This is a genomic window from Pseudomonas sp. UBA5568 (assembly GCF_002425525.1).
Classification (GTDB): Bacteria; Pseudomonadota; Gammaproteobacteria; order Pseudomonadales; family Pseudomonadaceae; genus Aquipseudomonas; species Aquipseudomonas fulva.
On record NZ_DIMK01000039.1, the window covers coordinates 115,094 to 141,738 of the forward strand.

Genomic DNA, 26,645 nt, shown 5'->3' on the forward strand with positions numbered 1-26,645 from the left:
AGCGGTCAAGGCAGGCGCATCAGTTCAGGATGACCAGCGCTGGATACTCATGCAGTTGTGCCGAGGTGATATGGGCCAATGCACGTAGCGCCTCAAGCGGCTGGTCAAGGCGGTAGTTGCCGGTGACGGCGATGTTCTCCAGCCGTTCATTGCGATTGATGATCCAGCCGGGGTAATAGCGGCGCAGCTCGGCCAGCACCTGGCTCAAGGGGCAATTTTCGAAGACCAGGCGCCCATCGACCCAGGCCAGGTCCTTGCGCATGTCCAGTTGCCTGCGTGCACCGAGCCCGTCGGGCCCGACGCGAATGCTCTGACCGGCCTGCAAACGGATGCGTTGGACGCGGCCCCCTTGCACGTCGACGTCGACGTCGCCGCGTTGCACCTTGACCCAAGCCTGGCCATCGAGCAGGCGCACGGCAAAATCGGTGTCGCGTGCCTGGGCGCGCAGAGGGCCGGCTTGCACTTCGAGCGGTACCGGCGCGCCCTTGGGCACCTGGAAGTATGCCTCGCCTTGCAGCAGGCGGGCGACCTGCCGCCCGTCATTGCGCTCGCTGGCAAACGCTGACTGGGTATTGAGCAGCACCCGGGCATCGTCCTGAAGGTTCACCCGGTGGCGTTCCCCCGCGACCGTCAGGTGATCAGCCTGCAGGCGCACTGGCACGTTGCCGAACGTGAACAGGCCTACCAGCAGCGCGGCAGCGGTGGCCAGCGGTTTCCACTGGCGACGCAGGCGACCTGCGCGAGGGCGCGATGGGTAGCCCTGCAGCTGTGCAGCGGCCTGCTTGAGCGCTGCGCCGTTCCACAATGCCTCGGCTTGCACGAACGCTTCGGCATTTTCGGGAGCGGCTTGCAGCCAGGTTTCGAATGCGAGGTGGTCGGCGGGCTCGGCGGTTTCAAGACGGACCAGCCACGCCAAAGCCTCGTCCGTGGCACGACGACGCGCATTGGGCCTGGTTGGTGACGGGCGATGTTCGGGGCTGTCGGTCACGGTGAGTCCTTGAGCGGGCGTGCGCAGATGATCAGGGCGCTGGCGCGATGTGGCAAGCGGGCCTCATCGCGGCGGCCCGTCAGGCGTCCAGGCGATGGGCGACACCCAGGCAGATACCCATGATCAACTTCAGCTCCTTTTGCACCGTGCTCGCAGAAACCCCCAGCTGCTGGGCGATTTCGAGAGAGGTGGCGCCGTGCAGCCGGCTTAGCGTGAAGATCCTTTGCTGGCGTGGCGTCAGTTGCTTCAGGCTTTCGCTCAGGTGGCGCAGCAGTTGCTGGGCATGTGCAGCATCCTCGTTGCTGCTGGCGAGCACGGCGACATTGTTCACTACCTCGTCAGCCACGTCGTCGACCAGGGTTCGGGCCTGTACCCGGCGGGCACGCAAGTGGTCGAGCGCAAGGTTGCGGGCGGTCTGAAAGACGAAGGGTTCGATGTGCTGGACCGAACGCTCGCCCAGTGCGCGTGAGACGCGCAAGTAGGTTTCCTGAAGCAGGTCTTCGGCCGTGCAACGGTTGCCTACCATGCGCTGGAGCGTGCGGAGCAAGATGGGCCTCTGGCTGAGGAATACGGAATTGAACCGGGACTGACTCACGGAGCGACCTGACCTGACAAGCGGCCAATGATAATGCTTATCATCCGTGCTTGAGGTCAAGCTGCGAAATGTAGGCAAATCGTAACGGCGCCGCGAGTATCGCCGGTGCCGCAGAGCGGCTACGGCGATACGAGCTCGATGCCCCAGCACCTGTTACCAGTTGTCAGGGCGTGCTGGCACAGCCGTTACTGAGCGCGGCAGAGCGCCAGGCAGTTGTCCAGCATGCGGTTGGAGAAGCCCCACTCGTTGTCGTACCAGGCCAGCACCTTGAGCATGCGCCCATTGGCCCGTGTGTGGTTGGCATCGAAGATCGACGACAGCGGGTTGTGGTTGAAGTCGCACGAGACCAGGGGCAGGGCGTTATAGCCCAATACTCGCGAATGCTTGCTGGCCTCGAGGAACAGCTGGTTGACCTGTTCGGCCGTGGCTTCGCGCTTGAGGTTGACGGTGAGGTCCACCAGCGACACGTTGATCACCGGTACCCGCACGGCCATGCCGGTCAGCTTGCCGGCCAGCTCCGGCAGTACCAGGCCCACGGCCTCGGCGGCGCCAGTCTTGCTGGGGATCATCGACTGGGTGGCCGAACGGGCGCGGTAGGGGTCGCTGTGGTACACGTCGGTCAGCACCTGGTCGTTGGTGTAGGCATGGATGGTGGTCATCAGGCCTTGCTCGATACCGAACTCGCGGTGCAGCACCTGGGCGATGGGCGCCAGGCAGTTGGTGGTGCAGGAGGCGTTGGAAATGACCTGATGCGAGGCGCGCAGCACGTCGTGGTTGACGCCATACACCACGGTGGCATCAGCGCCCTTGGCCGGCGCCGAGACGATCACCTTGCCCGCGCCGGCAGCGATGTGCGCAGCGGCCTTGTCGCGCTCGGTGAACAGCCCCGTGCATTCGAAGACCACATCGATCGCCAGGGCTTTCCAGGGCAGTTCGGCCGGGTTGCGAATGGCGCTCACCGCGATGCGGTCGCCGTTGACGGTCAGGCTTTCGTGGTCGGCTTCGACGCTGGCCTCGAAGGTGCCGTGCACGCTGTCGTACTTGAGCAAGTGGGCGTTCATGGTGCTGTCGCCCAGGTCGTTGATGGCGACGACCTGCATGTCCTGGCGGTAGCCCTGGGTATAGAGTGCGCGCAGGACATTGCGCCCGATGCGGCCGAATCCGTTGATGGCGATGCGAAGGGTCATGGCGATACCTCTGGCAGTCCGAGTCAAACCTGTGGCACAAAGGTGCTTCACTGAAACGGTTTTGTTGTTGGAATTACAAGATTATTCAGTTGCAGATAGAAAACAAGCCTTTTTAGTGGCAGTATTTTGTTTAAACCTACAACGAGCGGTTCGATCGTGAGCCTACCGAAGCAGTGCGCGCCTGTCCTTTGAGCCTAGGCGGCAATCGGCCGGGCACGATCACTTGGTAAACCGCCCTTACAATTAGCCTGGAGTCCAGTACATGCACCCGCGCATCCTTGAGGTCACCCAACGGCTGGTCGAGCGTAGCCGCGCCACCCGCGAACGCTACCTGCAGCTGATCCGCGGGGCCGCCAGCGAGGGCCCGATGCGTGCCAGCCTGCAATGCGCCAACTTCGCCCATGGCGTGGCCGGTTGCGGCAGCGAGGACAAACAGACCCTGCGCCTGATGAATGCCGCCAACGTGGCCATCGTCTCGGCCTACAACGACATGTTGTCGGCCCACCAGCCCTACCTGCATTTTCCCGAACAGATCAAGCAGGCCCTGCGCGAAGTCGGCTCGGTAGGCCAGTTCGCCGGCGGTGTGCCGGCCATGTGCGATGGCGTCACCCAGGGCGAGCCGGGCATGGAACTGGCCATCGCCAGCCGTGAAGTGATCGCCATGTCCACTGCCGTGGCGTTGTCCCACAACATGTTCGACGCGGCCCTGATGCTGGGCATCTGCGACAAGATCGTGCCGGGCCTGATGATGGGGGCCTTGCGCTTTGGTCACTTGCCCACGGTGTTCGTACCGGGCGGGCCGATGGTCTCGGGTATTTCCAACAAGCAGAAAGCCGATGTGCGCCAGCGTTATGCCGAAGGCAAGGCCAGCCGAGAGGAACTGCTGGAATCGGAAATGCAGTCCTACCACGGCCCTGGCACCTGCACCTTCTACGGCACGGCCAACACCAACCAGCTGGTGATGGAAGTGATGGGGCTGCACCTACCGGGTGCTTCTTTCGTCAACCCCTACACGCCGCTGCGCGACGCGCTGACCGCCGAGGCGGCGCAACAGGTCACGCGCATGACCAAGGCCAGCGGCACCTTCATGCCCCTGGGCGAAATCGTCGACGAGAAGGCGCTGGTCAACTCGATCGTGGCCCTGCATGCCACAGGCGGTTCCACCAACCATACCCTGCACATTCCGGCCATAGCCCAGGCCGCCGGTATCCAGCTGACCTGGCAGGACATGGCCGACCTGTCCGAAGTGGTACCGACCCTGTCCCACGTCTACCCCAACGGCAAGGCCGACATCAACCACTTCCAGGCAGCCGGCGGCATGGCGTTCCTGATCCGCGAGCTGCTCGATGCCGGTTTGCTGCACGAGGACGTCAACACCGTCGCCGGCCCTGGCCTGCGTCGCTACACCCAGGAGCCGTTCCTGGAGGACGGCAAGCTGGTCTGGCGCGAAGGGCCACAGCAGAGCCTGGACGAAAGCATCCTGCGGCCCGTGGCGCGGCCGTTCTCCGCCGAAGGCGGGTTGCGGGTGATGGAAGGCAACCTGGGGCGTGGCGTGATGAAAGTCTCCGCCGTGGCTCCAGAGCACCGCGTGGTCGAGGCGCCGGCGCGCATCTTTCACGATCAGCAGTCATTGGCCGACGCCTTCAAGGCAGGCGAGCTGGAGCGGGACTTCGTCGCAGTGGTGCGCTTCCAGGGCCCGCGCTGCAACGGCATGCCGGAGCTGCACAAACTCACCCCGTTCCTTGGCGTGCTGCAGGATCGCGGGTACAAGGTAGCCCTGGTGACCGATGGGCGCATGTCCGGTGCATCGGGCAAGATCCCCGCCGCCATTCACGTGTGCCCCGAAGCTTATGACGGCGGCCCGCTGGCACGGCTGCGCGATGGTGATATCGTGCGGGTCGATGGCGCTGAAGGTACATTGCGGGTAATGGTATCGGCCGACGAGCTGGCCCTGCGTGACCTGGCGACCGCGCCCCAGGGCAATGACCTGGGCTGCGGGCGCGAGCTGTTCGGCTTCATGCGCATGGCGTTCAGCCCGGCAGAGCAGGGCGCCAGCGCCTTTACCTCTGCCCTGGAGAACCTGAAATGAATGACCTGCTGGTTGGCGACATCGGCGGCACCAATGCCCGTTTTGCGTTATGGCGTGACAACCAGCTGCACGAGGTGAAGGTATTCGCCACCGAGGACTACACAAGCCCGGAACAGGCCATCGAAGCGTATTTTGAAGCCCTGGCCATACCGCGGGGTGGCGTAGCCGCTGCTTGCCTGGCGGTGGCCGGCCCGGTCGATGGCGATGAGTTTCGCTTCACCAACAACCATTGGCGCCTGAGCCGGACCGCCTTTTGCCAACGCTTACAGATCGGGCACCTGTTGCTGATCAACGATTTCACCGCCATGGCCCTTGGCATGACCCGCCTGCGCGAGGGTGAGTGTCGAGAAGTCTGCCCAGGTCAGGCCGATCCGCTGCGCCCGGCGCTGGTCATCGGACCCGGTACAGGCCTGGGTGTCGGCTCGCTGTTGCGCCTGGGGGGCAAGCACTGGCATGCCTTGCCAGGCGAAGGCGGGCACGTCGACCTGCCGGTGGGCAATGCCCGAGAGGCGGCGATCCATCAGTACATCCATGGCCAGATCGGCCATGTCAGTGCCGAGACGGTGCTCAGCGGCGGCGGGCTGGTGCGCCTGTACCAGGCCATTTGCGCCCTGGATGGTGAAAATCCGCGACACACTTCGCCGGCGCAGATCACCGATGCGGCCCTGGGTGGCGAGCCGCGGGCGCGGGCGGTGATCGAGCAATTCTGCCGGTTCCTGGGACGCGTGGCGGGCAACAACGTGCTTACCCTGGGCGCGCGTGGTGGAGTATATATCGTCGGCGGCGTGATCCCACGCTTTGCCGAGCTGTTCCTGCGCAGCGGTTTCGCCGACAGTTTCGGCGACAAAGGCTGCATGAGCGGTTACTTCCAAGGCGTGCCCGTATGGCTGGTGACTGCCGAGTTTTCCGGGCTGCTGGGCGCTGGCGTGGCCTTGCAGCAAGCGCTGGATCAGGGCTAGGCGCCTGGGCTCCCTGCAAGGCGACACAGGTCAGCGGGCAACAAGACCCGCCACCACAAAAGGACATCCCCCTTGAGCACTGCCGGCAAATCCATCCTGATGGTCGACGACGATCAGGAAATTCGCGAACTGTTGCAAACCTACCTCAGCCGCTCGGGCTTTCAGGTCAATGCCCAGGCCGATGGCGCCGGGTTTCGTCATGCCCTGGACACCACCGCTTGTGACCTGGTTATCCTGGACGTCATGCTGCCGGACGAGGACGGTTTCAGCCTGTGCCGATGGGTACGCCAGCACCCGCGCCATGCGCGGGTGCCCATCATCATGTTGACGGCAAGCTCGGACGAGACCGATCGGGTCATCGGGCTCGAGCTTGGCGCCGATGATTACCTGGGCAAGCCGTTCAGCCCGCGTGAACTACAGGCCCGCATCAAAGCCTTGCTGCGCCGCGCCGAGTTCGGGCAAGCAGCGCCGGGTGGGGCGGTGCTGGCATTCGACGATTGGCGGCTCGACACGGTCAGCCATCGCCTGTTCCACCGCGACGGAGAGGAGGTGATTCTCTCGGGCGCGGACTTTGCGCTGCTCAAGCTGTTTCTGGACCACCCCCAGCAGATCCTCGACCGCGACACCATCGGCAACGCCACGCGAGGGCGAGAGCCGATGCCACTGGACCGCATCGTGGACATGGCCGTCAGCCGTCTGCGCCAGCGCTTGCGCGACACCGAGAAGCCACCCCGGCTGATCCGCACCGTGCGTGGCAGCGGCTACCTGCTGGCGACCCATGTCTGCACTGCACCCTGAGCGGCGGTGGCGCCTGCTGCCACGTTCGCTGCTGGGGCGCATGCTGCTGCTGACCTTGCTGGTGGTTCTGCTGGCCCAAGGGCTGTCGAGCATCATCTGGGTGGCCCAGCTGCGCGCCAGCCAGTTGCAAGGGCTGCGTGCCAGTGCCAGCAGCCTGGCCCACTCGATGAGCGCCAGCGTCAGTTACTTTCGCTCGCTGCCCGTTGCTTACCGGCCAATGGTGCTCGACCAGTTGCGCAGCATGGGAGGCACGCGGTTTTTCGTTTCGCTGAACGCCAAGCCGCTGGACATGCAGATGCTGCCTGTCACGCCGCGCAAGCAGGCAGTGATGGAGGTGTTCCAGCAAGTGCTGCATGAGCGTCTAGGGCCGCAGATGGACATTTCCGTCGAATTCGTCGACCCCGATGAACTGCGCATCTTCAACAGCGGGCTCAAGCTCGACGAGCTGCCAAGGTCATGGGCCCATTATTCGCTCACCCTCGAACCGCTCAATCCGCCGGTACTGGTCACCCAGATTCGTCTGGCCGAAGGCGAATGGCTGTACATCGCCTCGTTGTTGCCCGAGCCCTATACCAGCCTGGAAGCCGAGCGTCTGCCGCGCCAGCAGATCGGCTTCATCGTCCTGACTACGGCATTGTTGTTGCTGTTCATCGGGCTGCTGGTGCAATGGCAGAGCTGGCCGCTCAAGCGCCTGGCCCGTGCAGCGCGGGAGCTGTCACTGGGCGCCGATGTTGCGCCTGTGGCCGAAGGCGGCGGCAGCGAGGTGGTGGAGGTGGGCCGGGCCTTCAACAGCATGCGCGAGCGGATCAGCCGTTACCTCACCGAGCGTAGCCAATTGTTCAGCGCCATCTCCCACGACCTGCGTACGCCCATCACCCGGCTTCGCCTGCGTGTCGAACTGCTTGAAGACGAGCACCTGCAAGCCAAGTTCAGCCAGGACCTGGACGAACTGGAATTGCTGGTAAAGGGCGCGCTGCAATGCGTGAAGGACACCGACATTCACGAGAACATCGAGCCGGTGGACCTCAATCATATCCTCGAACTGCTGGCCGAGCCGTACCTGCGAGACGGTAGGATCATACTCGAAGGGCATGCCCTGGCGCCGTATCCGGGCAAGCCACTGGCATTGCGGCGCTGCATCGGCAACCTGATCGACAACGCCATCAAGTACGGCGAGCGGGCGCGGCTGCGTATCATCGACGGTGCGGCAGGCTTCGTCCTGCAGGTCGATGATCAGGGGCCTGGGGTGCCGCAACAGCAGATGGAGCAGGTGTTCGAACCCCATGTGCGGCTGGCCGGTCATCAGCAAGGCTATGGGCTGGGGTTGGGCATTGCCCGCAACATCGCCCACAGCCACGGTGGCGAGGTCAGCCTGCTCAATCTGCGCGAAGGCGGCTTGCGGGTGACCTTGTACCTGCCACGGGGCGTGGACTGACGCACCTGTACGCGTTGAACGTGCACCTGCGCGCAGAGGGCCAAATGTCACGGGCACGTGACAATCATGCCCGCGTTCGTGACACCCCACGTGGCCTGGCTGGCTAGAATCGGCACACGACTGGCAAGGACCTCGCTGGCGATGAACAATAATCTTTCTTCACAGGTGTCCTGGCTCCAAGCTCCGGGGCACTCTGCATGGCGGCTGGCCGAGGGGCAGCGGTTGCTGGCCTTCGCCAGGGCTGCACGGCTCGCAGAAGGGTTTGGTGACCTGGATGCGGCAGGCAGGCTTGCCCTTGATGCAAGCGCCCAGACCCTGACCACTGCCCGCATGACCCACTGTTTCGCCCTGGCTCACCTTCAAGGCCTGCCGGGCCACCTAGGGCTGGCTGCCCACGGTGTGAGTGCCCTGCGCGGCCCCCTGAAGGATGCGCGCTACGGCGGCTGGTTTGCCCAGGCGGGCGGCCGTCAGGACAGTGGCAAGGATGCGTACCTGCATGCGTTCGTCGCCCTGTCCGCCAGCTCCGCCGTGGTGGCGGGCGTCGATGATGCTGAGGCCTTGCTGAGCGACGCCATCGACATCATCGAGCGGCATTTCTGGAGCGAGGAGGAAGGTGCGCTTCGCGAAGCCTACGCCCGCGCCTGGCAGATGCCCGAGCCCTACCGCGGCGCCAACAGCAACATGCACGCGACCGAGGCGTTCCTGGCCCTGGCCGATGTCACCGGCAACCCAGTGTGGTTGCACCGCGCCTTGCGCATTGCCGAGCGCATCATCCATGCCCACGCGGCTGCCAACGGCTACCGAGTGGTGGAACACTTCGACGTCTTCTGGCGGCCGCTCAAGGACTACAACCAAGCACACCCGGCCGACCACTTCCGACCCTACGGCACGACGCCTGGGCATGCCTTCGAGTGGGCGCGGCTTCTGCTTCATCTGGAGGCCAGCCTGGCCCGCTGCGGGCACCAGCCCCCGCCATGGCTGGTCGACAGTGCCCGCGCCCTGTTCGACGCCGCCTGCGCACAGGCGTGGAGCGTCGATGGCCAGCCTGGCTTCGTCTACACCCTCGGCTGGGATGATCAGCCACGGGTACGCGCCCGGCTGCATTGGGTTCACGCCGAAGCCTGCGCATGCGCAGCAGCCCTGTTGCAGCGCACGGGGCAGGCGCGCTTCGAGCAGTGGTATCGGCGCTGCTGGGACTTCATCACCGAGCATTTCATCGATCTTGACGGCGGCAGTTGGCACCACGAACTCGATGCCGACAACCGTCCTGCCGGCACGATATGGCCCGGTAAGCCCGACCTGTACCATGCCTACCAGGCCCTGTTGCTACCCGGCCTGCCGCTGGCACGAAGCCTGGCGAGCGGGTTGGCCCTGAATGTAACCAAACGATGACATTCGCGCATCGCTTCGTTACCTGGCGGTGCGCGCACGCTGTTTAGACTCCATGCAACGCAAGCGCACGACTTGCACGGCATAACAACAATAAGGTGTAGAAATGACTTCCTACCTTCGTCTCGCTGCCGCGATCTCCCTGGCATCCCTGTTCCCCCTGACTGCGCACGCTGCCGATGCCAAGGGCACCGTCGAAGTGGTGCACTGGTGGACATCGGGTGGTGAAAAAGCGGCCGTCGATGTGCTCAAGGCCCAGGTCGAGAAAGACGGTTTCACCTGGAAGGACGGCGCCGTGGCCGGCGGCGGCGGCGCTACTGCCATGACCGTGCTCAAAAGCCGAGCGGTGGCTGGCAATCCGCCAGGCGTCGCGCAGATCAAGGGCCCCGACATCCAGGATTGGGCTGCAACCGGCCTGCTCGACAGCGACGTGCTCAAGGATGTGGCCAAGCAGGAAAAGTGGGATGCACTGCTGGACAAGAAAGTCGCCGACACCGTGAAATACGACGGCGACTATGTAGCCGTTCCGGTCAACATCCACCGCACCAACTGGCTGTGGATCAACCCTGAAGCCTTCAAGAAGGCCGGGATCGACAAGGCGCCCGCCACCCTCGATGAGTTCTATGCCGCTGCCGACAAGCTCAAGGCGGCAGGCATCATCCCGCTCGCCCACGGTGGCCAGCCGTGGCAGGACAGCACCGTCTTCGAAAGCGTCGTGCTGTCGGTGATGGGTGTCGACGGCTACAAGAAAGCCATGGTCGACCTGGACAACGATGCCCTGACCGGGCCCGACATGATCAAGGCCCTGACCGAACTCAAGCGGGTCGCCACGTACATGGACCCCGATGGCAAAGGCCAGGACTGGAACCTGGAAGCTGCCAAGGTCATCAACGGCAAGGCCGGTATGCAGATCATGGGCGACTGGGCCAAGAGCGAGTGGACCTTGGCCAAGAAAACCGCCGGCAAGGACTACCAGTGCGTGCCGTTCCCTGGCACCGAGAAGGCCTTCCTGTACAACATCGATTCGCTGGTGGTGTTCAAGCAGAACGATGAGGGCACAGCCGCCGGCCAGCAGGACATCGCCCGCAAGGTGCTGGGTGAGGAGTTCCAGAAGGTGTTCAGCACCAACAAAGGCTCGATCCCGGTGCGCAACGACATGCTTGCCGACATGGGCAAGTATGGGTTCGATGCGTGCGCCCAGACCTCGGCCAAGGACTTCCTCGCCGACGCCAAGACCGGCGGCCTGCAGCCGAGCATGGCGCACAACATGGCCACGACGCTGGCCGTGCAGGGCGCCTTCTTCGATGTGGTGACCAACTACATCAACGACCCCAAGGCCGACCCGGCAGACGCGGCCAAGAAGCTGGCAGCCGCCATCCGAGCGGCCAAGTAGCCCACGGGCTGGCCAATGCGGCCCGGTGTCGGGGATGCCTGACGGGTCGCTGCGCCATCGTGGCCCGGCGTGACAAGCAGGCTGCGTGGCCCATCGACCTGTGGCTGCGTCAGTCTCGCGCGGCCACCGGCCTCGCACCCCGGTGCCACGCAGCGCCCAAGGCGACCTTCAAACCTGAGCAAGACAGTCGCTGCCGCGCGCCCTGCGCAGCAGCGCCTTCGAGGTGAACCATGACCACTACCACCGCCCGCCTGCGGGCTTCTCCCATGGATGCGCTACAGCGCTGGCTGCCCAAGCTGGTGCTGGCGCCGAGCATGTTCATCGTGCTGGTGGGCTTCTACGGCTACATCCTCTGGACCTTTGTGCTGTCCTTCACCACGTCCACGTTCCTGCCTACCTACAAGTGGGCAGGGCTGGCGCAGTACGTGCGTTTGTTCGACAACGACCGCTGGTGGGTGGCGAGCAAGAACCTGCTGGTGTTCGGCGGGCTGTTCATTACCATCAGCCTGGCGATTGGCGTGCTGCTGGCGGTGCTGCTGGACCAGCGCATTCGCCGCGAGGGGTTCATCCGCACCATTTACCTGTATCCCATGGCCCTGTCGATGATCGTTACCGGCACGGCCTGGAAGTGGTTGCTCAACCCTGGCATGGGGCTGGACAAGCTGCTGCGCGACTGGGGCTGGGAGGGCTTTCGCCTGGACTGGCTGCTGGACCCGGACCGGGTGGTGTACTGCCTGGTGATCGCGGCCGTGTGGCAGGCCTCGGGTTTCATCATGGCGATGTTCCTCGCCGGCCTGCGGGGCGTCGATCCCTCGATCATCCGCGCCGCCCAGATCGACGGTGCCAGCCTGCCGCGCATCTATTGGCGCGTGGTGCTGCCCAGCTTGCGCCCGGTGTTCTTCAGCTCGGTGATGATCCTCTCGCACATCGCCATCAAGAGCTTCGACCTGGTTGCTGCGATGACGGCAGGCGGGCCCGGCTATTCGTCTGACCTGCCGGCGATGTTCATGTATGCCTTCACCTTCAGCCGCGGGCAGATGGGCATGGGCTCGGCCAGTGCCATCCTCATGCTGGGGGCGATCCTGGCCATCCTGGTGCCTTACCTGTATTCAGAGTTGCGGAGCAAACGCCATGCATAGCCCTGTCGACAAACCCGCGCTCAGCCCCAGCCGGCTCGCCATCCATGCCGTGCTGCTGATCGCCGTGGTGCTGTACCTGGTGCCACTGGTGGTGATGCTGCTGACCAGTTTCAAAACCCCCGAGGACATCAGTACCGGCAACCTGCTCAGCTGGCCGACAGCGATCACGGCCATTGGCTGGGTCAAGGCCTGGGGCACGGTCAGCGGCTATTTCTGGAACTCGATTTTGATCACCGTGCCCGCGGTGCTGATTTCCACCACCATTGGTGCGCTCAATGGCTATGTGCTGTCGATGTGGCGCTTCCGTGGCTCGCAGCTGTTCTTCGGCCTGCTGTTGTTCGGTTGCTTCCTGCCGTTCCAGACGGTGCTGCTGCCGGCCTCGTTCACCCTGGGCAAGCTCGGGTTGGCCAGTACCACCACCGGCCTGGTGCTGGTACATGTGGTCTATGGCCTGGCCTTCACCACACTGTTCTTTCGCAACTTCTACGTCAGCATTCCCGATGCCCTGGTCAAGGCCGCACGGCTGGACGGGGCAGGGTTCTTCACCATCTTCAGGCGCATCATCCTGCCCATGTCAACGCCGATCATCATGGTCTGCCTGATCTGGCAGTTCACCCAGATCTGGAACGACTTCCTGTTCGGCGTGGTGTTCTCCAGTGGCGACTCGCAGCCCATCACGGTGGCCTTGAACAACCTGGTCAATACCAGCACCGGGGCCAAGGAGTACAACGTCGACATGGCCGCCGCGATGATCGCCGGCCTGCCGACCCTGCTGGTGTACGTGGTGGCAGGCAAATATTTCGTGCGCGGGCTCACGGCCGGCGCGGTTAAGGGGTAAGTCATGGCAACGCTCGAACTTCGCAACGTGAACAAAACCTACGGTGCCGGGCTGCCGGATACCCTCAAGGACATCCAGCTGTCGATCAAGGACGGTGAGTTCCTGATCCTGGTCGGCCCTTCGGGCTGCGGCAAGTCGACCTTGATGAACTGCATCGCCGGGCTTGAGCAGATCACCGGTGGCGCCATCCTGATCGACCAGCAGGACGTCAGCGGCATGAGCCCCAAGGACCGTGACATCGCCATGGTGTTCCAGTCCTATGCGCTGTACCCGACCATGACCGTGCGCGAGAACATCGAATTTGGCCTGAAGATCCGCAAGATGCCCCAAGCCGCCATCGACGAGGAGGTGGCGCGGGTGGCCAAGCTGCTGCAGATCGAGCACCTCCTGGCGCGCAAGCCGGCGCAACTGTCTGGCGGTCAGCAGCAGCGCGTGGCCATGGGCAGGGCGCTGGCGCGCCGGCCGAAGATCTACCTGTTCGATGAACCGTTGTCCAACCTCGATGCCAAGTTACGGGTCGAGATGCGCACTGAAATGAAACTGATGCACCAGCGCCTGAAAACCACCACCGTCTACGTCACCCATGATCAGATCGAGGCCATGACCCTGGGTGACAAGGTAGCTGTCATGAAGGACGGCATCATCCAGCAGTTCGGTACGCCTCAGCAGATCTACAACGACCCGGCCAACCAGTTCGTCGCAAGCTTCATTGGCTCGCCGCCCATGAACTTCGTGCCGGCGCGGCTGGTTGCACAAGGCGGTCAGGTGCATGCGGTACTCGACAGTGGCCAGGCACGCTGCGAGCTGCCCCTGCCCGGCGCCGACCTGGGCCTGGAAGGGCGCGAAATCGTCTTGGGCATTCGTCCCGAGCAGATTGCCCTGGGCGCCGAGGGTGGCAACGGCGGGCCAAGCATTCGCGCCCAGGTACAGGTCACCGAGCCCACCGGCCCGGACATGCTGGTGTTCGTGACACTCAACCAGACCAAGGTGTGCTGCCGACTGGCCCCCGACGTGGCCTGCCAGGTAGCCGACACCCTGGCCCTGCAGTTCGACCCGGCGCGGGTGCTGCTGTTCGACGCCCAGAGCGGCGAGCGCCTACAGGCAACCCGTATCGCCAATACCGTCAAGGACAACATGGCTGCCCTCGGTGGCCGTTGAATCGTCTACACCATCAATAAGAAAAAGAGGACGCAACGCAATGGAACAGCGCAATCGTATTACCACCTGGGGCTCACTGGCGTTGCTTGCGCCGCTGGCGATGGCCGTCAGTACTGGCCTGCAGGCTGCCGAAGCTTTCTCCAGCGAGTCGAAATGGATGACCGGTGATTGGGGCGGCACCCGCACCGAGCTGCTGGAAAAAGGCTACGACTTCACCGTCGATTACGTTGGCGAAGTGGCCAGCAACCTCCACGGTGGCTACAACAACGACAAGACCGCCCGCTACAGTGACCAGTTCGCCTTGGGTGCGCACTTGGACCTGCAGAAGATCTTCGGCTGGCACGATGCCGAATTCAAACTGGCCATCACCGAGCGAAGCGGTCGCAACCTGTCCAACGACCGCATCAGCGACCCACGCGCCGGGCAGTTCAGCTCGGTGCAGGAAGTGTGGGGACGCGGCCAGACCTGGCGCTTGACCCAGATGTGGTTCAAACAGAAGTACTTCGACGGCGCGCTGGATGTGAAATTCGGCCGCTTCGGGCCGGGCGAGGACTTCAACAGTTTCCCTTGCGACTTCCAGAACCTGGCGTTCTGCGGCTCGCAAGTGGGTAACTGGGTGGGCGGTATCTGGTACAACTGGCCCGTCAGCCAATGGGCGACGCGCGTCAAGTACAACGTCACCCCCGAGTTCTATGTACAAGTCGGTGCCTACGAGCAGAACCCGTCCAACCTGGAAACCGGCAATGGCTTCAAGCTGAGCGGCAGCGGCACCAAGGGCGCGATCCTGCCGGTGGAAATGGTCTGGACGCCGAAGCTCAACGGCCTGCCCGGCGAATACCGCCTGGGCTATTACTACAGCACCGCCGATGCCGAAGATGTGTACAAGGACGTCAACGGCAACGCCCAAGGGCTCAGTGGTTCGGGCTTCAAGTCGCACTCTAGCAAGCACGGCTGGTGGGTGGTGGCGCAACAGCAGGTGACGGCCCAGGCGGGCGACGTCAACCGCGGGCTGAGCCTGTTCGCCAACTTCACGGTGCACGACAAGGCCACCAACGTGGTCGACAACTACCAGCAGGTGGGCATGGTATACAAAGGCGCCTTCGACGCCCGGCCCAAGGATGACATCGGTTTCGGTATCGCCCGCATCCACGTCAATGACGATGTGCGCAAGCGTGCGCGCCAGCTCAACGACATGAGCGGCATCAACGACTACGACAACCCAGGCTTCGTCCCGCTGCAACGTACCGAGTACAACGCCGAGCTGTACTACGGCTTCCACGTCACCAACTGGCTGACCGTGCGGCCGAACCTTCAGTACATCAAGAGCCCCGGCGGCGTGGATGAAGTGGACAATGCGCTGGTGGCAGGCCTGAAGATTCAGTCGTCTTTCTAAGTGCATTTGTTGTAAATTTACGCCAATCCCGTTTGGCGCCCGGCAACCACTGACCTGCAGTGGTTGCCGTGGACAGGCCAAGACAGCGCTACCTCAAACAACAAGAGCCCTGCACTATGCCTGAGCATCCGCTCCATCGCTTCTTCGCCGCGCGGCGGCCCCGGCCGACGTTCGAATGGGAGCGCTACCAGCAGCGCGATGTGCTGATCATCGATCATCCCCTGTGCCAGGCGGCTTTCAGTCGCCAGGGGGCACAGTTGCTGCATTTCCAGCCCACAGGTGAACGGCCCTGGCTGTGGTGCGCAGAACAGTGGCCACAGGTGGGCGCCATTCGCGGCGGGGTGCCGGTCTGCTGGCCCTGGTACGGGCGCCATCCCAGTGAAGACCTGTGGCCTGCCCACGGTTGGGCCCGCCTGCTGGACTGGAAGCTGATGGACAGTCATGAGGATGAGCAGGGCGTGGTCCTCAAGTGGCGCCTGGAACTGTGCGACTGGCAGGTCGACCTGGAGGCGCGGCTGGGCAGCCGCATGGAGTTGAGCCTGAGCACCGAGCATCAGGACAGCGAGCCGTGCCAGTTGAGTCATGCCTTGCTGGCCTACTGGCGTATCAGTGACGTGTCGGAGGTAGCGCTGTCCGGGCTCGAGGACATCGAGGGGTACGACCACCTCAACCGTCAGGCATGCCGCCAGGACGGGGCGCTCAAGCCCAAGGGCGGCTGCCAGCGGGTCTATCCGGGCATTCCGCGCGTGCAACTGCATGACCCGGCCTGGCAGCGCCAGCTGTGCATCGACACCGGCGACAGCGACGACACGGTCGTATGGCACCCCGGCAGCCGGCCGCTATTGGGGGTTACCGGGCGCGAGTGCCAGCGTTTCGTGTGTGTGGAGGCTGCCAGCGGCAGCGACGACGGCCTGAGCCTGGCACCGGGGCAGCGCGCGCACTTGAGTCTGCAGGCGCACCGGCTCAGCTGAGTTCGTCGTCCTCGATGGGGTAGCGACTGGCGTTGAGGCTTTCCTTGATTTTGCGCAGGTGTGGCTGGAAATCCACGCCCCGGCGCAAGGTCATGCCGGTGGCCAGCACATCGAGTACGGTCAACTGGATGATGCGCGAGGTCATCGGCATATAGATGTCGGTGTCTTCGGGCAGGGGGATGTGAAGGCTAAGGCTGCAGGCGTTGGCCAGCGGCGACCCGGCCGCTGTCAGGCCCAGCACCGAGGCGCCGTTTTCCCTGGCCAGACGGGCTACTTCCACCAGCTCGCGAGTACGCCCGGTGTAGGAAATGATCACGAACAGGTCGCCAGTATGGGTCACCGAGGCCAGCATGCGTTGCATCAGTACGTCGGCATGCGCCGACACTGCCAGGTTGAAGCGGAAGAACTTGTGCTGGGCATCCAGCGCCACCGGCGCGGAAGCGCCCAGGCCGAAGAAGTGAATCTGCCGAGCCTGGATCATCATGTCGACTGCGCGGCTGACCTGCTGGGGATCCAGCTGCTGGCAGGCACTGTCGAGCGAAGCGATGGCGCTGGCGAAGATTTTCTGGGTATAGGCCGCCGGATCGTCATCGGCCTCCACTGCACGGCTGACGTAGGCAGCGCCGCTGGCCAGGCTTTGCGCCAGTTGCAGTTTCAGCTCCGGGTAACCGCTGACACCGAAGGAGCGGCAGAAGCGGTTGACGGTCGGTTCGCTGACCTTGGCCGCCTGGGCCAGCGCCGCGATGCTGAAGCGTGTGGCTTGTTGCGGGTTGAGCAGGATGACTTCGGCGACTTTGCGTTCGGCCTTGTTCAGCTCGTCGAGGCGTCCCTGGATCTGTTCCAGGAGGTTTCTCACGCGGTCCATGGGGTGTCCTTGGGTCGGGAAGACAGCCAGCTGAGGGAGCAGCAGGCCTGTTTGCAGGGTCGTCTATCGTACTGGCGGCGCCGATTGCGCACCACTCGTCTGTCATACATCCGAATAATGTTATGGTTTTTACTACATTTTTCCTTGAAAACCCTAACTGAAAACGGTATTTCTAAATCAACTTTAGGAAAGAACCAACATCATGGCTGCAATCAGTGTCGAACCTTGCACATTTGCCCTGTTTGGCGCCCTGGGCGACCTGGCCCTGCGCAAGCTCTTCCCTGCGCTGTACCAGCTCGACCGCGCCGGGCTATTGCACGCCCAGACGCGCCTGCTGGCGCTGGCGCGTGAGGCTGGCAGCGCCCAGGATCACCTGAACAGCATCGAAGCCCACTTGCGCAAACATGTGCCCGAGGCCGACATCGAGGCTCCGGCGCTCGAGCGCTTCCTGGCAAGGCTCGATTACCAGCACCTGGATTTTCTGCAGCCAGAAGGCTATCAGGCCCTGGCCGCGCAAGTGCCTGACGGGCATCCCCTGATCGCCTACTTCGCCACGGCCGCCGTTGTGTATGGTGCCATCAGCGAAAACCTGGACAAGGCGGGCCTGAGCGAGCGCACCCGTGTGGTACTGGAGAAGCCGATCGGTCACGACCTTGAGTCCTCACGCCGGGTCAATGATGCCGTGGCGCGGTTCTTTCCCGAAAGCCGCGTCTATCGCATCGACCACTACCTGGGCAAGGAGACGGTACAGAACCTGATCGCCTTGCGCTTCGCCAACAGCCTGTTCGAAACCCAATGGAACCAGAACTCCATCTCCCACGTGGAAATCACGGTGGCGGAGAAGGTGGGTATCGAGGGTCGCTGGGGCTACTTCGACAAGGCCGGGCAGTTGCGCGACATGATCCAGAACCACCTGTTGCAATTGCTGTGCCTGATTGCCATGGACCCGCCGAGCGAGCTGTCGGCCGACGCCATTCGCGACGAGAAGGTCAAGGTGCTCAAGGCGCTGGCGCCAATCACCGGAGACGGGTTGAGCACGCGGGTGGTGCGCGGCCAGTACATTGCCGGCTACAGCGATGGCAAGCCGGTGCCGGGTTACCTTGAAGAAGACAACGCCAACAGCCAGAGCGACACCGAGACCTTCGTCGCTCTGCGCGCCGACATTCGCAACTGGCGCTGGTCGGGCGTGCCGTTCTATCTGCGCACCGGCAAGCGCATGCCGCAAAAGCTGTCGCAGATCGTCATCCACTTCAAGGAAACGCCGCACTACATCTTTGCCCCGGAACAGCGTTTGCAGGTGGGCAACAAGTTGATCATTCGCCTGCAGCCGGACGAAGGTATCTCCCTGCGCGTGATGACCAAGGAGCAAGGGCTGGACAAGGGTATGCAACTGCGCAGTGGCCCGCTGCAACTGAATTTTTCCGACGCCTGGCGTAGCGCGCGGATTCCGGACGCCTATGAACGCTTGCTGCTTGAAGTGATGCGGGGCAACCAGAACCTGTTCGTGCGCAAGGACGAAATCGAGTACGCCTGGAAGTGGTGTGACCAGCTGATTGCCGGCTGGCGCAACACAGGCGACGCCCCCAAGCCCTATGCTGCGGGCAGCTGGGGGCCAATGAGCTCGATTGCTTTGATCACCCGCGATGGGAGGGCCTGGTATGGCGACATCTGAAACATTGTCCGACTTGCAGTTTCCGACGAGCACCGAGGTGCATCAACTGCCCGACGCAAGCACCCTGGCTGACACATTGGCCAAGGATGTGAGTGAGCGCCTGCGGGCGGCCATCGACGCTAAAGGCCAGGCCTGCGTCGTGCTGTCTGGTGGACGCAGCCCGGTGCCTTTTCTCGAGCAACTGGCCAAGCAGGACATGGACTGGAGCAAGGTGACGGTTAGCCTTGCCGATGAGCGCTGGGTGCCGGTGGAGCACGCCGACAGCAATGCCGGCCTGTTGGCCCGGCACCTGCTCACAGGGCAGGCCGCCCAAGCGCGCTTCATTGGCTTGTACCAGCAAGCGCCTTCGCTGGAAGAAGCTGCAGAGCAGGCCGATCGCGCCCTGGCCGATCTGCCGCCCATCGACGTGCTGGTACTGGGTATGGGTGACGATGGCCATACGGCCTCGCTGTTCCCAGCCAGTCCCAACTTGGCCGAGGGCCTTGATCCAAACAATCCCCGCCGTTGCCTACCGCTAATGGCGCCAACCGTTCCCCATCAGCGTCTTTCCATGACCCGATCGCTGCTGGCCACGGCAGGGTTCACCGCATTGTCCGTGCAAGGGCCAGGCAAACTCGCTACCCTGCGCGCCGCGCTGGCGGATGACGACTTCGCCGAAATGCCCATTCGCGCTTTTCTTCACGCACCCCTGGACATCTACTGGTGCCCATGAGCCAAGGATCCACAGCAATGATCACCCTCGAACGTCCACAGCCCAAGCTCTCGATGGCCGACAAGGCCGCGCGGGTCGACGCCATCTGCGAAGCGGCGCGCATCCTGCCGGTGATCACCATCGCCCGCGAACAGGACATCCTGCCACTGGCCGATGCCCTGGCAGCCGGCGGTATCCGCACGCTGGAAGTGACCCTGCGTTCACAGCATGGCCTGAAGGCCATCGAAGTGCTGCGTGAGCAGCGCCCCGAACTGTGTGTAGGCGCCGGGACGGTGCTCGATCGCGCCATGTTTGCAGCCGTCGAGGCCGCTGGCGCCCAGTTCGTCGTCACGCCCGGCATTACCCAGGATGTGCTCCAAGCAGGTGTGGAGAGCGAAATCCCATTGCTGCCGGGTGTCAGCACCCCGTCCGAAATCATGATGGGCTACGCGCTGGGCTACCGCCGTTTCAAGCTGTTCCCCGCCGAAATCAGCGGTGGCGTGGCGGCGATCAAAGCCTTTGCCGGCCCGTTTGGCGATATCCGTTTCTGCCCCACCGGCGGCGTCAACCCGGCCAACGTGCGCAATTACATGGCCTTGGCCAATGTGATGTGTGTAGGCGGCACCTGGATGCTCGACAGCAGCTGGATCAAGAATGGCGACTGGGCTCGCATCGAGGCCTGCAGTGCCGAGGCCATGGCGCTGGTGGACGGTCACTGAATTTCGGTGTGTGCTTTACGGCTTTTTGGGCGCTTGGTCGGCGCCCATTTTTTTGCCTGCCGTTTGCCGCTTGCGGGTGGTGAGCGCGTAGACGGTAGAGGTAAGTGTGCCTTTAGAACGTTGGGGCCGCAAAGCGGCCCCAACAATCCCGAGTCAACAACATCGGCTAAAGAGGCCGCTTTCTCCCTGACAGCACTCAGGCCGCCTTGGCCTCTTGCTGGCTCAGCGAGCGGTTCAGCGCGCTGAACAGGGCCTTGAAGCTGGCTGTGGTGATGTTTTCATCGATACCCACACCGTGCACAGGACGCCCGCCGGCTACACGCAACTCGATGTAGGCCGCTGCCTTGGCGTTGGTGCCGGCGCCGATGGCATGTTCGTTGTAGTCCATGATTTCGACGGCAACCGGCAGGCCGGCAACCAGGGCTTCCAGGGCGCCATTGCCCTTGCCGCGCCAGTGCAGCGTGGTCTCGCCTTCGCCAGCGACTTCCACTTCCACGGCACTGTGGCCGTTTTCTTCCTGCAGGCGATGGCTGACCAGCGCGTATGGCGCATTGGCTTGCAAGTATTCCTTGTGCAGCAAGCTGTAGATCTGCTGCGCCGTCATTTCCAGGCCCAGGCGGTCGGTTTCGCCCTGCACAACCTGGCTGAACTCGATTTGCATGCGGCGCGGCAGGCTGATGCCGTATTCCTGCTCGAGCAGGTAGGTGATGCCGCCTTTGCCGGACTGGCTGTTGACGCGAATCACGGCCTCGTAGCTACGGCCGATATCGGCCGGGTCGATCGGCAGGTACGGAACTTCCCACAGCTCGCCTTCCTGCTGCTTGGCCAGGCCCTTGCGAATGGCATCCTGGTGCGAGCCGGAGAAGGCTGTGTGCACCAGGTCGCCTACGTACGGGTGGCGCGGGTGTACCGGCAGCTGGTTGCATTCTTCGACGACCTTGCGCACACCGTCGATATCGGAGAAATCCAGGCCCGGATCGATGCCCTGGGTGTACAGGTTCAAGGCCAGCGTCACCAGGTCGACGTTGCCGGTACGCTCACCATTGCCGAACAGGCAGCCCTCGGCACGGTCGGCGCCGGCCATCAGGCCCAGCTCGGTCGCGGCGATGCCGGTTCCCCGGTCGTTGTGGCAGTGCAGGCTGATGATCACGCTGTCACGGCGGTTGATGTGGCGGCAGAACCATTCGATCTGGTCGGCGTACACGTTGGGCGTGGCGACTTCGACGGTAGCCGGCAGGTTGAGGATGATCTTGTGTTCGGGCGTGGGGTTCCACACCTCGATGACCGCATCGCACACTTCCTTGGCAAATTCCATCTCGGTAGCGCTGAAGGTTTCGGGCGAGTACTGGAATGTCCAGTGCGTGTCCGGCTGCTGTGCGGCGTATTTGACGAACAGCTTGGCTGCGTTTACCGCGATGTCCTTCACGCCCTGCTTGTCCTGGTTGAAGACGATGCGGCGGAAAGCCGGGCAGGTGGCGTTGTACAGGTGAACGATGGCCTTCTTGGCGCCGCGCAGGGACTCGAAGGTACGGGCAATCAGGTCTTCACGCGCCTGGGTCAGCACCTGGATGGTGGTGTCCTCTGGAATATGACCGTCTTCGATCAAGGTGCGGACGAAGTCGAAGTCGGTTTGCGAGGCCGAAGGGAAGGAGGCTTCGATTTCCTTCACGCCCACTTGCACCAAGGTCTTCCAGAACCGCAGCTTCTTCTCCGCATCCATCGGCTCGATCAGCGACTGGTTACCGTCCCGCAGGTCCGAGCTGCACCAGATGGGCGCCTCGGTGATGGTCTTGGACGGCCAGGTACGGTCGGGCAGGTCGATGGTGGGGAAGGCGCGGTATTTCTTCGAAGGGTCTTTGAGCATGGTCATGGAAGCAATCCTTTTATGTGCGGCCGAGATCGGGCCTGCCGAGCAGTAACGAGGTGGGGGCGAGGCGACGCGATTCAGCCTGGTAGTCGAGCGCTGACCAGGCAGAGGCTGCGATGTTGTCGGAGCAAGATGAGGGTGCTGAAGGTTTTCATGGCCTCAACCCTAACCAGTGGGCTGAGGGTTGGCAAGCGTTGAAAAAAAATTGAGAGAAATGCTCAAAAAAAGCGCTATTGCGAGATTTTCTTGTGGCTAGCATTTGAATGCTTTGCATCTGTTGCGCAGTATTTTTCTTTGGCGCAATGGTGTGTCAACCGTTCAGAAGGGCTTCAGATCTGCGTTGGCCCGGCAACCGCCGCCCGTTTCGTCGGGCGGCTCAAGGGTCTATCGACGCAGAGTCAGCCCGGCCTCAGGGCTGAAAGGCACCGATGAAGATCGCCGGGTCAACACGCGCATCGTTCAGGCTGACGTTCCAGTGCATGTGCGGCCCGGTCGCGCGCCCCGTTGAGCCAACGCGCCCGACCACATCGCCACGACGCAGCTGCTGCCCGTTCTGCACGTCGATCCTGGACATATGGCAGAACATGCTGATGAAGCCCTGCCCGTGGTCGACGAACACCGTGCGGCCATTGAAAAAATAATCGCCTACCAGAATCACCTTGCCATTGGCTGGCGTCTTGATCGGCGTACCCGCTGGTACGGCGAAATCCAGGCCCGCATGGGGGTTGCGCTCTTCACCATTGAAGAACCGGCGCACGCCGAACTTGCTCGACAGCGGCCCATTGACCGGCTTGTCGAGGATCAGGTTGCTTGGCAATGCCGGGCTGAAGCTGCGGTAGGCCTTGATCTGCTCGGCCAGTTCGCGATCGATGCGCTTGAGGTCGGCCGGATTGGGGTTGACCTGGCGGGTGTTCTTCAAGGTGATGCGCTGTTCGGGGTACTGCTTGTGGCCCACGGTGAAGGGCAGGCTTCGGCTGCCTTGCTGCACCACCGCCTGCCCAGGCTTCTGGGTCAGGGGGATACCGACGATGGCCAACCAGTTGTCCTGTTCCTTGACCACCAGCACCGGCTTGCCATCGAAGCGTGCGCTGGGGGCACTGGCTGCCGGCCCTAGGTCGACCACTGCAACGCCGCCGGGCACCGGCTTGTTCAGCGTGCGGGTGATGTAGCTGGCCTGGGCTGTGGCGCTCAGGACGGTGAAGGCGAGGGCGAGCAGTGACGCGAGCAAGCGGGGCATGGGTCAATCCAGAAGTGAGAGCGTGACCGGAGTCAGGTGGTTATCTTCGACCCGCACCTGCAGCTCGCCTTCGTTGAGGCGTGCGGTGAGGCGCTGGCCGTTGCGCGTCTGTTCGGCGCTGCGGATGGCCTGGCCTTGTTCGTCGAGCAGAATGCTGTAGCCGCGCGCCAGCGTCGCCAGGGGGCTGACAATTTGCAGGGTCTGTAGCTGGGCCTGGAAGCGCTGGCGCCGGTCCTTGAGCACGTCGCGCATGGCCCGTGGCAGTCGCTCGGCCAGGCTGTCCAGGCGCTGGCCCAGCAGGGCCAGGGTGCGCCCGGGATGTTGCGCAGCCAGGCGCGTCTCCAGGCGCACCAGGCGCTCGCGGCGCTGATTGAGGTTGTGCAGGAAGGCACGGCGCAGGCGCATGTCCAGGTCATCAAGGCGCTGAGCCTGCTGACGCAGGCGTTCGCCCGGATGGCGCAAGCGGCGAATCAGCGACTCCAGGCGCAGGCGATCATGCACCAACCGGTTCTGCATGCGCAGGGTCAGGCGCCGTTGCAGGCCGTCCAGGCGATGCTGCAACCCGCTGCTGTCGGGAGCAAGCAGCTCGGCCGCAGCAGACGGGGTAGGGGCACGCACGTCGGCTACGAAGTCGCTGATCGACACGTCGGTTTCATGGCCCACGGCGCTCACGATCGGCGTCTTGCACGCGGCCACGGCGCGCGCCACGGCTTCCTCGTTGAAGCACCACAGGTCCTCCAGCGAACCGCCACCGCGGGCCAGGATCAATGCGTCGAAACCGCGGCTGTCGGCCAGGCGAATGGCCCGCACGATCTGGGCGATGGCTTCGCGGCCCTGCACGGCGGTGGGGATCAGGTTCAACTCCACCTGGGGCGCGCGACGGGCGAACACACTGATGATGTCGCGGATCACGGCCCCGGTGGGGGAGGTGATGATGCCGATACGCTGGGGATGCGCAGGCAGCGCGCGCTTGCTGTCGGTGCTGAACAAGCCCTCGGCGCCAAGCTTTTCCTTGAGCGCCTCGAAAGCCAGGCGCAGCGCACCATCGCCAGCAGGCTCCACCGTATCGAGGATCAGCTGATAGTCGCCACGGCCTTCGAACAGGGACACCTTGCCGCGCACCCGTACCGCCAGGCCATCACGCAGTGCCTGGCGCACCCGCGTGGCGCTCTGCCGGAAGAGGGCGCAGCGCACCTGGGCACCGCTGTCCTTGAGGGTGAAGTACATGTGACCGGAGGCCGGCCGGGCCAGGTTGGAAATCTCGCCCTCCACCCACACGCTGCGGAAAACGTCTTCCAGCAGCACCCGGGCGCGGCCATTGAGTTGGCTGACGGTGAGCACATCACGGTCAAGGCCGAGGCGTTCGAAAGGGTCTTTGATCATGGGAAGGCACTATAAAGGATGAGGGGGCCGGGTGTCGTGCCCGGTCGATCAGGAACTGACCTGGATCGCGGGTGCCTACCCTGGCGTACCGATTGCCGAAGCTGCGCAGGTCATGTGCTCGATGAACTGGCTAACCAGCGGCCCGGCATCGCGACGGTGAGCGATGGCGACGGTGCTGACGCAGCCGGGGTCCGTCAGCGGGATGAACCGCAGCGCAGGAGGGGCGATGTCCTGCATGCAGCGTGGCAGCAAAGCCACCCCGAACCCCGCCTGGATCAGCTGCAACTGCGTGGTCTTGCGCGACACCACCCGCGCAGGCTGGGGAAAGAACCCCGCCGCCATGCACAGCTCGGCAGACAGATAGCTCAGGCCACCGCGTTGGTGGTGGGGAATGGAGATGAACGGCTGGCTCGAAAGCTCCGCCAAGGCGATGCAATCGCGCGCTGCCAGCTCATGGGTAGGGGCAAGCGCCAGCAGCAGGGGCTCTTCGAAGAGCGGCTCGACGCACAACCCATCGTGCTGACGCAGCACCGGCAGTCTCAGCAGCCCGATGTCCAGGCGACCTTCGGCCAGGGCTGCAAGCTGCCCTTCGGAGGACAGCTGGGCGATCTCCATGCTCACGCCTGGGTTGGTCCGCAAGTACTCACCCAAGTGCTCAAGCAACCGACCGGTCAGCGGCACCGTGCTGGAGTGGCTGATGTTCAGGCTGCCGCGCAGGCCCTGGCCAACGGCTCGGGCCAGCTCGCCAGCCTTGTCCAGGTCCAGCAGCAGGTTGCGCGCACGCGGCAGGAACGCCCGGCCCGCATCGGTCAGGCGAGGCAACCTGGCCGTGCGTTCGAACAACGCCGTGTCCAGCTGCAATTCAAGCTCGCGCACCTGGCGGCTGAGGGCGGACTGGGCGACATACAGCCGTTCGGCCGCAGCACTGAAGCTGCCACATTCGGCAATTTCCACGAAGTAACGTAACTGACGGGTCGAGATCATGAGCGATGCCATTTCGAGATGGATCAAGGCGAGATTGCATATTAGCCGGCATGACACGGGTTTGGTTATGGTGCGCTGAACCTTCAAGGACAATGCGCCGATGCTTGCTGACTTCGCCATAGCACTACCGTTCTCGGGGCTTGACTGGCTACCCATCGTGCTGGGTATCGCGGCGGCCTATGTGGTGTTCGGCATCGCCGGCTTCGGCACGGCGTTGGTGGCAGGCCCGGTGCTGATCCATTTCATGCCGCTGTCGCAGATCATTCCCTTGCTGGTGTTGCTCGATTTCGTGGCGGCGTTCGGCAACCTGCTGCCCTCGCGGCGCGATGTGGTACGGGGCGAATTGCTGCGCCTGCTGCCGTTCATGGCGCTGGGGTGCACCCTGGGCGTTGTGTTCCTGCTGCAGCTCAAATCGGACCTGCTGATGCTGCTGATGGGGCTGTTCATCACCGCCTACGCGTTCTATAGCCTGGCGCTGAAGGTACGCCCGGCCTCGCTTGCCGGGTGGTGGGCGGCACCAATGGGCACCGTGGGCGGGCTGTTCGGGGCCTTGTTCGGCAGTGGCGGCTTTCTCTACGCCCTTTACCTGAGCGCTCGCCTGCCCGACAAGGCGCAGGTGCGCGCCACCCAGAGCGCGTTGATCACTTGCAGCACCCTGGTGCGCCTGACGCTGTTCCTGGTCGCCGGTGTCTACGCCGATCGACAACTGCTGCTGATGGCGGCCTGCCTGTTGCCGGTGATGGTCATCGGCCTGTGGGCTGGGCGCAGGCTCGCGCACAGGCTGTCACGCGAGGTCTTCGTGCGGCTGGTCACCTGGTTGGTGCTGGCCAGCGGCCTGGCGCTCATCGCTCGCTATGTGAGCGCTTGAGCAGGGGGTAGAATTGGCCGACTACCC

23 protein-coding genes are annotated in these 26,645 nt (G+C 63.7%); 15 read left to right on the plus strand and 8 right to left on the minus strand.

Annotated elements, in window-relative coordinates; translation table 11 throughout:
- Nucleotides 1–19: 19 nt before the first annotated feature.
- The 3 genes from B2S33_RS12295 to gap all read right to left on the minus strand — a co-directional run bounded on the left by B2S33_RS12295 (nt 20) and on the right by gap (nt 2,770).
- Entirely contained in the window at nt 20–988 is a 969-nt protein-coding gene (locus B2S33_RS12295; protein ID WP_145280577.1) for a FecR family protein, read from the minus strand.
- A gap of 79 nt (nt 989–1,067) precedes the next feature.
- Nucleotides 1,068–1,583: an RNA polymerase sigma factor gene (locus tag B2S33_RS12300; RefSeq protein ID WP_288650374.1), complete on the minus strand. Its 516-nt coding sequence runs from the start codon at nt 1,581–1,583 to the stop codon at nt 1,068–1,070.
- A gap of 185 nt (nt 1,584–1,768) precedes the next feature.
- Nucleotides 1,769–2,770: a type I glyceraldehyde-3-phosphate dehydrogenase gene (gene gap, locus B2S33_RS12305; RefSeq protein WP_027913781.1), complete on the minus strand. Its 1,002-nt coding sequence runs from the start codon at nt 2,768–2,770 to the stop codon at nt 1,769–1,771.
- Nucleotides 2,771–3,032: 262 nt separating this feature from the next.
- Here gap and edd point away from each other — a divergent pair, with 262 nt between their 5' ends.
- The 11 genes from edd to B2S33_RS12360 all read left to right on the plus strand — a co-directional run bounded on the left by edd (nt 3,033) and on the right by B2S33_RS12360 (nt 16,332).
- Nucleotides 3,033–4,859 carry a phosphogluconate dehydratase gene (gene edd, locus B2S33_RS12310; protein ID WP_027913782.1) on the plus strand — a complete coding sequence of 609 codons (1,827 nt, stop codon included), beginning with the start codon at nt 3,033–3,035 and terminating at the stop codon, nt 4,857–4,859.
- Nucleotides 4,856–5,818: a glucokinase gene (locus tag B2S33_RS12315; protein WP_027913783.1), complete on the plus strand. Its 963-nt coding sequence runs from the start codon at nt 4,856–4,858 to the stop codon at nt 5,816–5,818. Before edd ends, B2S33_RS12315 begins: the two co-directional genes overlap by 4 nt.
- Nucleotides 5,819–5,890: 72 nt before the next feature.
- Nucleotides 5,891–6,616 carry a two-component system response regulator GltR gene (gltR, locus tag B2S33_RS12320; protein ID WP_027913784.1) on the plus strand — a complete coding sequence of 242 codons (726 nt, stop codon included), beginning with the start codon at nt 5,891–5,893 and terminating at the stop codon, nt 6,614–6,616.
- Nucleotides 6,597–8,051 (plus strand): ATP-binding protein, encoded by a 1,455-nt coding sequence (locus B2S33_RS12325; RefSeq protein WP_027913785.1) that lies wholly within the window; start codon nt 6,597–6,599, stop codon nt 8,049–8,051. Before gltR ends, B2S33_RS12325 begins: the two co-directional genes overlap by 20 nt.
- 141 nt (nt 8,052–8,192) lie before the next feature.
- The gene (locus B2S33_RS12330; protein ID WP_280077966.1) at nt 8,193–9,443 is read left to right on the plus strand and encodes an AGE family epimerase/isomerase; all 1,251 of its coding nucleotides are present in this window, start codon (nt 8,193–8,195) and stop codon (nt 9,441–9,443) included.
- Nucleotides 9,444–9,546: 103 nt separating this feature from the next.
- Nucleotides 9,547–10,833 carry an ABC transporter substrate-binding protein gene (locus B2S33_RS12335; protein WP_027913787.1) on the plus strand — a complete coding sequence of 429 codons (1,287 nt, stop codon included), beginning with the start codon at nt 9,547–9,549 and terminating at the stop codon, nt 10,831–10,833.
- Between the two features lie 230 nt (nt 10,834–11,063).
- The gene (locus B2S33_RS12340; RefSeq protein WP_023533407.1) at nt 11,064–11,972 is read left to right on the plus strand and encodes a carbohydrate ABC transporter permease; all 909 of its coding nucleotides are present in this window, start codon (nt 11,064–11,066) and stop codon (nt 11,970–11,972) included.
- On the plus strand, nt 11,965–12,810 hold the full coding sequence (locus B2S33_RS12345) for a carbohydrate ABC transporter permease (protein WP_023533435.1): 846 nt from the start codon (nt 11,965–11,967) through the stop codon (nt 12,808–12,810). The genes B2S33_RS12340 and B2S33_RS12345 overlap by 8 nt, the downstream gene beginning before the upstream one ends.
- A gap of 3 nt (nt 12,811–12,813) precedes the next feature.
- Nucleotides 12,814–13,968, plus strand: a complete 1,155-nt coding sequence (locus tag B2S33_RS12350; RefSeq protein WP_288650376.1) for an ABC transporter ATP-binding protein — start codon at nt 12,814–12,816, stop codon at nt 13,966–13,968.
- Nucleotides 13,969–14,068: 100 nt separating this feature from the next.
- Nucleotides 14,069–15,361 carry a carbohydrate porin gene (locus B2S33_RS12355; protein WP_225806717.1) on the plus strand — a complete coding sequence of 431 codons (1,293 nt, stop codon included), beginning with the start codon at nt 14,069–14,071 and terminating at the stop codon, nt 15,359–15,361.
- Nucleotides 15,362–15,477: 116 nt separating this feature from the next.
- The gene (locus B2S33_RS12360) at nt 15,478–16,332 is read left to right on the plus strand and encodes a D-hexose-6-phosphate mutarotase (protein ID WP_023533397.1); all 855 of its coding nucleotides are present in this window, start codon (nt 15,478–15,480) and stop codon (nt 16,330–16,332) included.
- On the opposite strand, the gene hexR is transcribed toward B2S33_RS12360, so the two are convergent.
- A complete protein-coding gene (gene hexR, locus B2S33_RS12365; protein WP_173645906.1) occupies nt 16,325–17,188 on the minus strand; it encodes a DNA-binding transcriptional regulator HexR in 864 nt (287 codons plus the stop codon). The genes B2S33_RS12360 and hexR overlap by 8 nt on opposite strands.
- A gap of 211 nt (nt 17,189–17,399) precedes the next feature.
- Here hexR and zwf point away from each other — a divergent pair, with 211 nt between their 5' ends.
- The 3 genes from zwf to B2S33_RS12380 are packed head-to-tail and all read left to right on the plus strand — an operon-like array spanning nt 17,400 to nt 20,279.
- The gene (zwf, locus tag B2S33_RS12370) at nt 17,400–18,869 is read left to right on the plus strand and encodes a glucose-6-phosphate dehydrogenase (protein ID WP_027913791.1); all 1,470 of its coding nucleotides are present in this window, start codon (nt 17,400–17,402) and stop codon (nt 18,867–18,869) included.
- Complete coding sequence (gene pgl, locus B2S33_RS12375; protein WP_414707716.1) at nt 18,856–19,581, plus strand: 6-phosphogluconolactonase; 726 nt, start codon at nt 18,856–18,858, stop codon at nt 19,579–19,581. Before zwf ends, pgl begins: the two co-directional genes overlap by 14 nt.
- Nucleotides 19,582–19,598: 17 nt before the next feature.
- Entirely contained in the window at nt 19,599–20,279 is a 681-nt protein-coding gene (locus tag B2S33_RS12380; protein WP_288650378.1) for a bifunctional 4-hydroxy-2-oxoglutarate aldolase/2-dehydro-3-deoxy-phosphogluconate aldolase, read from the plus strand.
- A 196-nt stretch (nt 20,280–20,475) separates the two neighbouring features.
- Here the strand turns inward: B2S33_RS12380 and leuA are convergent, their stop codons facing one another.
- The 4 genes from leuA to B2S33_RS12400 all read right to left on the minus strand — a co-directional run bounded on the left by leuA (nt 20,476) and on the right by B2S33_RS12400 (nt 25,750).
- Nucleotides 20,476–22,149, minus strand: a complete 1,674-nt coding sequence (gene leuA / locus B2S33_RS12385; RefSeq protein ID WP_023533308.1) for a 2-isopropylmalate synthase — start codon at nt 22,147–22,149, stop codon at nt 20,476–20,478.
- 406 nt (nt 22,150–22,555) lie between these two features.
- Nucleotides 22,556–23,383 carry a M23 family metallopeptidase gene (locus B2S33_RS12390; protein WP_027913793.1) on the minus strand — a complete coding sequence of 276 codons (828 nt, stop codon included), beginning with the start codon at nt 23,381–23,383 and terminating at the stop codon, nt 22,556–22,558.
- 3 nt (nt 23,384–23,386) lie between these two features.
- Nucleotides 23,387–24,766, minus strand: coding sequence for an exodeoxyribonuclease VII large subunit (xseA, locus tag B2S33_RS12395; RefSeq protein ID WP_023533297.1), 1,380 nt, complete (start codon nt 24,764–24,766; stop codon nt 23,387–23,389).
- 75 nt (nt 24,767–24,841) lie between these two features.
- Entirely contained in the window at nt 24,842–25,750 is a 909-nt protein-coding gene (locus B2S33_RS12400) for a LysR family transcriptional regulator (protein WP_049695560.1), read from the minus strand.
- Between the two features lie 100 nt (nt 25,751–25,850).
- On the opposite strand from B2S33_RS12400, the gene B2S33_RS12405 reads away from it, so the two are divergent.
- Nucleotides 25,851–26,618, plus strand: a complete 768-nt coding sequence (locus tag B2S33_RS12405) for a sulfite exporter TauE/SafE family protein (protein ID WP_288650379.1) — start codon at nt 25,851–25,853, stop codon at nt 26,616–26,618.
- Nucleotides 26,619–26,645 lie beyond the last annotated feature (27 nt).

Coding starts and splice junctions, on each gene's coding strand:
- gap (WP_027913781.1), bottom strand. CDS start 2,770: ATGACCCTTCGCATCGCCATCAACGGATTCGGCCGCATCGGGCGCAAT.
- B2S33_RS12355 (WP_225806717.1), top strand. CDS start 14,069: ATGGCCGTCAGTACTGGCCTGCAGGCTGCCGAAGCTTTCTCCAGCGAG.
- B2S33_RS12350 (WP_288650376.1), top strand. CDS start 12,814: ATGGCAACGCTCGAACTTCGCAACGTGAACAAAACCTACGGTGCCGGG.
- B2S33_RS12315 (WP_027913783.1), top strand. CDS start 4,856: ATGAATGACCTGCTGGTTGGCGACATCGGCGGCACCAATGCCCGTTTT.
- B2S33_RS12345 (WP_023533435.1), top strand. CDS start 11,965: ATGCATAGCCCTGTCGACAAACCCGCGCTCAGCCCCAGCCGGCTCGCC.
- B2S33_RS12400 (WP_049695560.1), bottom strand. CDS start 25,750: ATGATCTCGACCCGTCAGTTACGTTACTTCGTGGAAATTGCCGAATGT.
- pgl (WP_414707716.1), top strand. CDS start 18,856: ATGGCGACATCTGAAACATTGTCCGACTTGCAGTTTCCGACGAGCACC.
- B2S33_RS12335 (WP_027913787.1), top strand. CDS start 9,547: ATGACTTCCTACCTTCGTCTCGCTGCCGCGATCTCCCTGGCATCCCTG.
- B2S33_RS12330 (WP_280077966.1), top strand. CDS start 8,193: ATGAACAATAATCTTTCTTCACAGGTGTCCTGGCTCCAAGCTCCGGGG.
- B2S33_RS12405 (WP_288650379.1), top strand. CDS start 25,851: ATGCTTGCTGACTTCGCCATAGCACTACCGTTCTCGGGGCTTGACTGG.
- B2S33_RS12340 (WP_023533407.1), top strand. CDS start 11,064: ATGACCACTACCACCGCCCGCCTGCGGGCTTCTCCCATGGATGCGCTA.
- leuA (WP_023533308.1), bottom strand. CDS start 22,149: ATGACCATGCTCAAAGACCCTTCGAAGAAATACCGCGCCTTCCCCACC.
- xseA (WP_023533297.1), bottom strand. CDS start 24,766: ATGATCAAAGACCCTTTCGAACGCCTCGGCCTTGACCGTGATGTGCTC.
- B2S33_RS12325 (WP_027913785.1), top strand. CDS start 6,597: ATGTCTGCACTGCACCCTGAGCGGCGGTGGCGCCTGCTGCCACGTTCG.
- B2S33_RS12390 (WP_027913793.1), bottom strand. CDS start 23,383: ATGCCCCGCTTGCTCGCGTCACTGCTCGCCCTCGCCTTCACCGTCCTG.
- zwf (WP_027913791.1), top strand. CDS start 17,400: ATGGCTGCAATCAGTGTCGAACCTTGCACATTTGCCCTGTTTGGCGCC.
- edd (WP_027913782.1), top strand. CDS start 3,033: ATGCACCCGCGCATCCTTGAGGTCACCCAACGGCTGGTCGAGCGTAGC.
- B2S33_RS12380 (WP_288650378.1), top strand. CDS start 19,599: ATGATCACCCTCGAACGTCCACAGCCCAAGCTCTCGATGGCCGACAAG.
- B2S33_RS12360 (WP_023533397.1), top strand. CDS start 15,478: ATGCCTGAGCATCCGCTCCATCGCTTCTTCGCCGCGCGGCGGCCCCGG.